The 8,902-nt window shown below is 48.4% G+C and carries 6 protein-coding genes; 5 read left to right on the forward strand and 1 reads right to left on the reverse strand.

Annotation, left to right across the window (positions count from 1 at the left end; all coding sequences use genetic code 11):
- The first annotated feature begins 60 nt into the window (after positions 1 to 60).
- The 3 genes from MO867_RS12390 to MO867_RS12400 all read left to right on the forward strand — a co-directional run bounded on the left by MO867_RS12390 (position 61) and on the right by MO867_RS12400 (position 2,908).
- Entirely contained in the window at positions 61 to 333 is a 273-nt protein-coding gene (locus MO867_RS12390) for an acetyltransferase (protein ID WP_252467824.1), read from the forward strand.
- Between the two features lie 109 nt (positions 334 to 442).
- Positions 443 to 646 (forward strand): DUF2788 domain-containing protein, encoded by a 204-nt coding sequence (locus MO867_RS12395; protein ID WP_252467826.1) that lies wholly within the window; start codon positions 443 to 445, stop codon positions 644 to 646.
- Positions 647 to 694: 48 nt separating this feature from the next.
- A complete protein-coding gene (locus tag MO867_RS12400; protein WP_252467828.1) occupies positions 695 to 2,908 on the forward strand; it encodes a response regulator in 2,214 nt (737 codons plus the stop codon).
- Between the two features lie 69 nt (positions 2,909 to 2,977).
- Here MO867_RS12400 and MO867_RS12405 read toward each other — a convergent pair whose 3' ends face one another.
- Complete coding sequence (locus tag MO867_RS12405) at positions 2,978 to 6,115, reverse strand: TonB-dependent receptor (protein WP_252467830.1); 3,138 nt, start codon at positions 6,113 to 6,115, stop codon at positions 2,978 to 2,980.
- 238 nt (positions 6,116 to 6,353) lie between these two features.
- Here MO867_RS12405 and MO867_RS12410 point away from each other — a divergent pair, with 238 nt between their 5' ends.
- Together MO867_RS12410 and MO867_RS12415 are read left to right on the forward strand one after the other, a co-directional pair.
- Complete coding sequence (locus MO867_RS12410) at positions 6,354 to 7,178, forward strand: S1/P1 nuclease (protein WP_252467832.1); 825 nt, start codon at positions 6,354 to 6,356, stop codon at positions 7,176 to 7,178.
- Between the two features lie 1,032 nt (positions 7,179 to 8,210).
- Positions 8,211 to 8,777, forward strand: coding sequence for a hypothetical protein (locus MO867_RS12415; RefSeq protein ID WP_252467834.1), 567 nt, complete (start codon positions 8,211 to 8,213; stop codon positions 8,775 to 8,777).
- Positions 8,778 to 8,902: the final 125 nt, after the last annotated feature.

Below are 8,902 nucleotides of genomic sequence, written 5' to 3' on the forward strand. Positions count from 1 at the left end.
TAGGCGGAAATGTCATCTTTAGCCCTATACTGAATCAGTAGTGAGGAAAAAGGTGCCACTATGCTTTTTAAAGACATATCGACCAAGCATTTGGTGGAAGTGGCTGATATTGTCACGCTTTCCAATCCCTATGAACTTACAGTTGTCGGACGCTATCTTTGGGGCGAAGAGATTCAGGATCCGGAGGTCTTTGATAAAACTGACTTGTGCTTCCTGTCTGGGGAGCCACTACCCAGATGTTGGCATGACAGCCGCTATCGCGAAAAAGAGGTCCGCCGGCTTCGCTGTGGTACCCATGCGTCAGAGGATGGTGATTACTATCAGGGGGCGTGAACTAATAGTCATTCTAGGCGATGGAATATTCGACTACATTTCGCCAATGATTTACCCGTTGTCTCCAAGCACTGTACAATGCGCGCCACTTTTTTAAGCGAATGCACGCATGACATTTCAGCAGTTTGAAGAGTATTCCCTGTGGTTGGGAATAGGTGCGCTAATTTTGTTCATGGTCTTTATCGTTTGGAATCTGGCAAAAGATTCCAAGGCCGGTAGATTCGGAACCTTTATTTTGTTCCTGGCACTGGGCCTTGGGTTGCTCGGATTTATTATAAAAACCGTACTGGTTGAAGTACTCGGGATAGGCTAGGGGGCTTTTCGATGTCACCGAACACCCAGTCTCCCAGGGAAGGTCGCAATGTCCATATTTGATCGCCCTGAACTCAAAGTTCAAAAAGATAGACGTATTTGCCGTGCTACGGATATGCGTATTGCCAAGTACACGCGGCGTGGAATGGTACTGTCCCTTTTTGCCTTCCTCATCGCGGCGTTTATTGGGGATATGCGTCTGGAAGCACCGCGCCTCCTTTTAACACTCGGCATTGGCTTGGTAGTCCTGACACTGGTGCGAGGTTACTACGTCTTTCGTTTTGACCACCTCTATGGCTCAGGGCCCAATCGCTGGCGCAATCGGTACTTCCTGTTCTCGATCATAGGTTCCGCCTGGTGGGGCCTCACTTTATTTTATTTTGTCTATTTAATGGGATTTGCCCCAGAAACACATTTTCTGTGGATTTACTCCGTTATATTTTGTTCCAGCGTGACATCGGTATTCTCTCCATACCACCGTTTCCTGACTTGGTTCACTGCGACCTCGCTTCTGCCTGCCGCACTTATGGCTTTGTTCTCTGGCATGATCCTGGGCACCATCTATGGAACCCTGACGTTAGCCTTTATCTGGCTAACGGCTCACCAGGGCCGTCGTGAGTCCGAAAATTATTGGGAGCGTCTCTCTGCAATGCAAGAGCTGCAACAGAGAGCGAGCAGTCTTGCTGCAGCGCGAAAACACTCTGAAGCGGCCGTTGAATTGACGAATGAATTTATTGCCAATATTGGCCAGGAATTCCGCAGCCAGCTGTCAGACTCCCTGGGGGCGCTGGCACTCCTGGAAGCGGAGCCACTGAGTAGTCGTCAAAAAGAGTGGGTTGAGCTGGCAAAGGCTGCCAGTAGTCAGCAGCTGAAGCTGGTTGACAATGTCGGCTTGTTTACCCGAGTAGCTCGCAAAGATATTCGCCTGCGCCAAGGCCCCTTCAACCTTGTTAAGACGGTCGAAAAATCCTTCAAATTTGCGGCCCGAGCTGCCCACGGCCAAGATCTGGAATTTAATTTCCAGATTGATGACAGTCTCCCGGTGATGGTAACCGGAGATAATCGCAAGACGGCCCAGCTAATCCGAAATCTGGTGGATTCCGCCACAGGTATTGCCCAGCGCGGTGAATTGTGGGGTGAAGTTTCCTATAACCCAATCACCACGGTAGAGGGACAACTTTCAATCACCCTGATGGACGATGGTCGTGGGGAGATCTTGCCCGACGAGAGTGAGTTGTTCGGCGCATTCTCCCGGATGGATACAACCCAGGTAACCACTGGTCTTGGGCTTTCAATTGCGAAGGGATTGGCTGAAGCCATGGGGGGCTACTTGCAGTTGCATTCAACCCCGGATGGCAATCGCTATCAGGTGGTGATTAAGTATTCGACCGAGCAAAATCAGCGAACTTACCTCACGCCAGACAGAAGATTACAAGACACCGAGGTGTTGCTGATTCACCAGAAAGGTCTATTTATATCCGGACTTGTTCAGGTGCTTCGCTCTTTTGGAATGGATGTAAAATCGCTGCGCTGGTGTGAGGGGTGTGAATGCGAGGTACAGCAGCTGCTTCGCCAGGCAGTGGAGCGCAATCAGCTGGTAATGATGGCTCCAGCAATGGGAGACTCGACTCTTTTTAATTCAATCACGCCATTCTTTGAAAAAACTTATGGCGAAGAGGGGAAAGAAAGCCGTCTGGTGTGCCTCGGAGGCTTTGGTCAGAAAAGTGAATTTTCCCATTTACAACACCTAATGCCATCAGCGCTGTATCTGGGGCGCCCGGTAACCAGAAAGGAGCTACATGATGCTCTGGTGGGGTTGTTATTTGGCGGTGTGAAGCGGAGCTGCCGAAGAGTGATTACCGGAGGGGCCGACCTGCCGCGCCATTATTCTCTACTGCTGGTAGAGGAATCACGCCCCCATCAGTGGGTAACAGAAGAGATGCTCCAGGCGCTGGGATACCAGGTTGATATTGCAGCCAATACGGATGATGCGTTGGCCCGCCTGCTGGAGGGGCATTACGATCTTGTATTGGTAGACTGCCAGCAAAATACGGATCACAGTGCGCAAATTATTGAGATGTTACGCCGCTGGGAAGCGGAGCACCGTCCCGATGACCGCCTCCCTATTGTCGCATTAACCAGCACTACCGAAGAGCAATTTGAAGGGCGCTGCCTGGCAGCGGGAATGGATGACTATCTGACCAAACCTTTGAGCAAGGATCTTTTGAGGGAAACTCTGGCGCGCTGGTTGGGCAGTGCCTAGCGTATAAACCCCTACAAAAGGCCGCAGTGAATGCTGCGGCCTTTTGTAGGGGTGACCTAAGGTTAAAAGTTAGAATTCGTAGCGGATACCCATACGGGCACTCCACAAAGAGGCGTCAGTAACTCGAGTCTGGCCCGCCGGATCGAGGAATTCCTCAAATACATAGCGGCCCTGTTCATCAATATCGGCCGTTACTGCAGCCTGGTAACGAGGGAAGCCCCCCTCGTACATTACGCCCCACTCGTCATTCAGCAGGTTGCCCAGGTTTTCGATAATAAAGTAGGCATTAACCCGGTCCTCCGCTCGCCAGCCCGGCAGCTCCTGGTCGATACGGAAGTTGAATTTGGTCCACCAATCACTATCGAGTGAATTGCGTTGCATAGTGCCACTAGCCAGATCTTCAGAATTGGCCCAGGCAAAAAATGCTTCCGTGTCGAAATTATCTGTGAATACAACATTTGTATCGCCAGAGTCGGTGGGTACATACAGAAGGCCACGCCCCCAGCCCGCATCACCAAAATTGCTGTCGGCGAATGTATAGCTGTAGGGGATACCTTCGTTGGCGCTACCAAACAGGGTGAAGCGTGTTTCGTAGCCAGCAAAGAACTCCTGGATGTAATCCAGTTTCAGGGTGAACCGGTGTGGAACAACATAATTTGAGGTCGCTGTGCCAGGGTTCTGGGCATCGGCAGTGGTGATCTTGGTGTAATTGGAGTAGGCCACTGAGCTGGTCATGGGGTTAACATCTTCGGCCTCGGTAAAAGCGTAACCAATGGCAACATTCAGTCCAAAGTCGAAGGCCTTGCTCAAGCCTAGGGAGAGCACGCTGGAATAACCGGAGTCACCGTCAACGTTGGTCAGCATAAAGTCCTGACTACGACCATTGGCACTGTCGTAAATTGGGCGGCCATCAGAAGTTGTCGCCACTTGTTCCAGTGAGATATCGCGAATAATTGCGGCATCCTGATAGTTGCTGTAGAGGTAATCTACAGACATCAGATAACCGTTCTCAAACTCATAGCTACTGCCAATTGCGTACTTCCAGGTGGATGGCACCTCGAAATCCGGGTCCATCAGGTTTACGCCGCCTAAAGATCCATCGCCCTTAGCAACCTGGTCGTATAGGGTCTGGGGAACTTCGTATATTGGATTACCGTCATCGGTCCAGTCTATGTCAAATAGCGGAGTGCCGCTTCTGTCCTGAGCTTCAATTTGTAGAACACCGTTGTTGGAGAAATTGTTGGAGATCCATACATTGGGATTACCTCCGGAATAAAGGCCCACACCACCGTGCACCTCCAAATTGTCATTAACATTCCAGCTGAGACCCAAACGAGGTTGTAACAGATCCAATCCGTCCACAGTGTGTTGATTGGAGAAGCCGTAACTGGCCAATACTTCTGTGTTTTTTACTGGCTTGTCATCGCTGCTGTAACGATCGTAGCGCAGCCCGGCCACAACAGTCAGGTCAACGTTTGCGAAAGTGTACTCATCCTGGACGTATAGAGTATTAATGCTGTAACCGAACTCAGCTGCTGCATCTAATACATTGTTGGTATTGGCTGCATTTTCATAAGTGATTAGGTTGGCGATGCCAGCTTCAAAATTTTCAATACTGTCAAAGCGGTATTCACCGGCGGCTTCTTGGATAAACAGATTGTAAACATCGAAATTTTCATGCTCGAAACCGGCGGTCAGGTTGTGCTCGCCCAGTAGTAATTTACCAGCGAGCTTAAAGGTTAGGTTTTCATAACTTAATTTGTTCGCGTGGCGGGAGTCATCAGCACCCAGGTAGACGGTTGCACGAGACTCGCTGCCATCATTATCGTGGTCGTTATAAGTGGTAATCTGAACTTCGCCAAAGTCAGTCCCTCCCAGGGATAACTGGCGATTATCCAATTCGGTGTATCCAATTTTCAATTCGGTAGAGAAAATATCGCTCCAGTCGGAGAAGAGTTGTCCAACGTAGGAATTTAGCTCTGCACCGCGCTCATAATAATGATTGGAGAGTTCCAGCTCGTCGGGATCGTCATCAGACTGGGCAATAGAGAAGCCATCATTATAGTTATACGTGAATGCCGCACGGTGAAAATCGGAGATATTCCAGTCGAATTTGACCAGTAGCTTTTCATCTTCTTCTTGCAAGCTGGTGGGGAGTCCCCCTGGATGGTAGCCATACACCTCATTGGAGATGCGAACAATTTCATCCAGTTGCTTTTGAGAGACACCCTGGACTTCGATGGCGGCATTGCTGCCGGCCGGGCCACGATCAAAAGTAGCTACGCCTTCCAACTTTTCATAGGCGGCAAAGAAGAACAATTTGTCTGCAATAATGGCACCGCCCAAGGTTGCGTTGTAGCGTTTCTCGTCAAATCTGGCCACATCAATATCGTCACCTTCCAGCGAGTCACCACGGAAGCCATCCTCGCCGTAGTCATAAAAAAAGGAGCCGTGCCATTCGTTGGTGCCTGACTTGGTGACCGCGTTTATGTTGCAAGCGCTGAAACCGCCATACTGAACATCAAAAGGTGCAAGTTCCACTGCAACATGGTCAATCGCATCATAGGAGAAAGGCATGCGCTCAGTCGGGTAGCCGTTGCTATTCAAACCGAAGTTGTCATTCATACGCACGCCGTCAACAGTCAAGCTGTTAAATCGGGGATTGGCGCCGGCACACTGAATTGCATCCAGGTTGGCTTCATCGATGTAAACGCGTGGGTCGAGGCGTAGTAAATCTTTGATATCGCGGTTAACGGAAGGGGTACTTGCCAAGTCGTCACTGTTAAAATGAGAGGAGGGGCCCACAGCCAGGCGTGAAGTGCTAAGGGCCTGCCCCAATACACTAACCTCCTCCAGGCTGGAGGAGTCGAAGGTCAAGGACAAGGGTAGCGTATCACCCACAGAGAGATAGATATCCTCGAGTACCCGCTCACCTTGTTCAGATTCGATAGTAACCGTGTAGGGCCCGCCCACCCGTAAGCCGCTCAGATTAAATTGGCCCGCTTCGCTTACTTTTACTTCACGACGGCTGTTGGATGGTGTATGAACTACTGTCACCTTTGCATCGGTAATGGCCTGTCCACTACTGCCGGTGATAGAGCCGCGAATTCCTGCGGCAGTTTCCTGTGCGTGAGATATCTGTGCCGTGCTGGCAGCTGAGATGATCGCCGCGGATAGCAGTAGGCGAGGGAATAGAGACAGTTTCATAGTTTTTCCTGGTCTAAAGAATCACCAACTCACGTGGCCCAAGTATTGGTTGAATTTGGCTCCTGAGACTTAATCCACCTGGTCACAGCCAGCGTGCTTGGTAGCGGATTTAATGGACGTACAGGTTAAGAGCTGGTAGCGATTATGTGGTGCTTGTGTAAATAAATTATTACAGGGACCTATTTGTCACATACCGACGTTAAAGTACGCAGGAAAATTAAATTTACGGAGCCTTGCTATGAGCATACGGTTGATGGGTATTCGTATCGTTATCGCACTGTTTGGATTGACGGCGATGGCACAAGCGCACGCTTGGGGTGATGATGGCCATAGGGTTGTCGGGGAAATTGCATGGCATTATCTTGAACCGGAAGTTGCCGCTGAAGTAGCGCTTTTGCTTGAAACTGCTGGAGAACCACACCTTGCGGAATCGGCAACCTGGGCTGATCGAATTAGGTCTGACGAAAGCTACAACTGGGCAGCCCCTCTACACTATATAAATTTACCCCGTGATTGGAGTACTTATATTGAAGTTCGGGACTGCCCCCCGGCAGGCTGTATACTAAAGGCGATAAAAAGCTATGAGGCCATTTTGGCAGACAGGGAGCGCAACAAAATAGCGCGTGCCGAAGCGCTGATGTTTATTGCTCATTTTGTCGGTGATCTACACCAGCCACTACATACCGGTCTGTTTTCTGATCGGGGCGGGAATGATGTGCAGGTCCAGCTGCATGGAACTGATACAAACCTACATGCACTTTGGGATATCCACTTGGTTTCTCGCTTAGTTTCAGATTGGGCTGACTATGCCGTAGAGCAAACGGAGAAAATCAGTACAGCAGAAAGGCAGCGCTGGCAGTCTACTTCAGTCTCTGTTTGGGCGGAGGAATCCCACAAACTGGCCCATAATCTTGCTTACACCACAGAATCACAGTTAGGTGAAAAATACTTCCTGCGTTGCCGGGAGTCTGTGGAGATGCGTCTGCAGCAGGGTGGGGTTCGCCTAGCTTCCGTATTAAATCGTGCTTTGAGCAATCCAGTGATGGACGTCGCCAATGACTAATTCCTCCCGAGGTTTACCACAGCCTATACTGTAAACCGCCGCGCCCCCTGTCCAGGATCCGCAGCCAAAATAGTGTTAACAGGTCCTAAAACCCCAGCGGTAATTAGCCTATTCAGCTTGAGATTTTGAAACTATTTATATTTTTTTGTGTTTGATACTAAGTTGACTGGAATATCATAATTTCATCTTTTAAGTAGGTATCGTTTATCTAAAATAGCGGTATCTCCAATACCATTTTCTCGGGAATATAGAAAATTTGCAATTTTTGTCTTGGCATGAATTATTGAAATTTGGCAGCGTTGGGGGAGTGCTCAGGGGGTTGAATGTGATTTTAAGAGGCTGTCTTAACAGTGGAGGCATTCCCATCGGTTGGTTGACCGTTATTCAGGTTTCACATCATATGAATATCATTAAGTTCAGCACAAAAATACGTAAAAATAGATCTTTTTGAGTATATGTATATCCCTATGTAAGGATCTGTGAAATTTTTTAATAATCTTTCGTAGTCGTAGAAGGTGGTGAATAGGCGAATATTATTGATTAAAATATAAAAATCACAAATTTGATATTAGGTTTTCCGGTAGTCCTTCATAATGTGGCTATCTGTCGGCCCCTATTTATACTTTTCAGGTGTGATAATTCTGTGGTCTACCTATCCAGCGCATCAGCTCGTAAATAAATTTAGCGACCGCGTTTTCGTTGACACGATAGTCCCAATTTGATATCAAATAAACTCGATTTGCAGGCTGGCCTCATTGATTCATACTTGACTCTGGTCAATAAAATAAAAACTCAGAGCCCCTAAAGTGAATTGGGAAAATCCAAGGCAGCCAAAAATAATAGATCGATCTTGGCGTAATTTATTCATAGTTGTTATGGAGGATGTAGGCGATGAGCGGAAGAGGTTTTAATCCTAGAGCGTGTCAGGGACACTTTGCGGGCATTTGTTTTGTATCCAGTTTGCGATCATACAGCTCGTTTTTTTCCAGATTTTACGCGCAGTGGCAGGGCAATGGTGGAGTGGAAAGCTCCATGGGTAGAACATGGAATGGGCACACTGCATTAATAACCGGCAATAACGGTGTCATTGACACTATCGTTGGCTGGGATCCAAATAGTTCCTGGGACGCGTTTACTGGTTCTGTCGGTGGGCGGCATAATAATATGCGTCCTATTGCCGGCCGCTGGCGTGATGACACAGGGATGAATGCAGACCCGACAACGAAATATTATGGGCTGCAAGTTACTCAGAATGAACATACCCGTTTCCAGAATTTTTTGCGGCAAGAGCTTTTGGGTACTCAGGGTTTCGGTAACAACCTTGATGATAGCGGAGTTTCTTTTCACTATGCATTTGCACCTGGAAAATGGATGGAAAAACTGAGTTCCCTGGAGGGGAATAATAACGGTCAACTACAGATTATTTCTAACTGCTCAGATGCAGCCTTCCATGTGCTTGCAAGTTTCCTATATGATTGGAGCAGGGGGGATCTGGTAACCGAGTTGGCATCCTTTATGAATAACGGGGATGTAAAAAATAAAAATATGTCGCAAGGCCGTTTGATGCAATGGTCTAGTCAGATGGGGCAACAGAATTAATAATCCTGTCTGATAAGTGGGTGGTGCAGGTCAGTCAAAATCTGCACCGCTTAAGTGACATCCCCTAGGGCAGGGCTGTCCCATATAAATCAGCTTAAATCGTGACTGTAATTATCTTGTCTAAA

The sequence above is a fragment of the Microbulbifer okhotskensis genome, assembly GCF_023895975.1.
Classification (GTDB): domain Bacteria; phylum Pseudomonadota; class Gammaproteobacteria; order Pseudomonadales; family Cellvibrionaceae; genus Microbulbifer; species Microbulbifer okhotskensis.

Excerpts from the sequence above, each read along its gene's own strand:
- MO867_RS12390 (WP_252467824.1), top strand. The coding sequence starts at position 61 with ATGCTTTTTAAAGACATATCGACCAAGCATTTGGTGGAAGTGGCTGAT.
- MO867_RS12395 (WP_252467826.1), top strand. The coding sequence starts at position 443 with ATGACATTTCAGCAGTTTGAAGAGTATTCCCTGTGGTTGGGAATAGGT.
- MO867_RS12400 (WP_252467828.1), top strand. The coding sequence starts at position 695 with ATGTCCATATTTGATCGCCCTGAACTCAAAGTTCAAAAAGATAGACGT.
- MO867_RS12405 (WP_252467830.1), bottom strand. The coding sequence starts at position 6,115 with ATGAAACTGTCTCTATTCCCTCGCCTACTGCTATCCGCGGCGATCATC.
- MO867_RS12410 (WP_252467832.1), top strand. The coding sequence starts at position 6,354 with ATGAGCATACGGTTGATGGGTATTCGTATCGTTATCGCACTGTTTGGA.
- MO867_RS12415 (WP_252467834.1), top strand. The coding sequence starts at position 8,211 with ATGGGTAGAACATGGAATGGGCACACTGCATTAATAACCGGCAATAAC.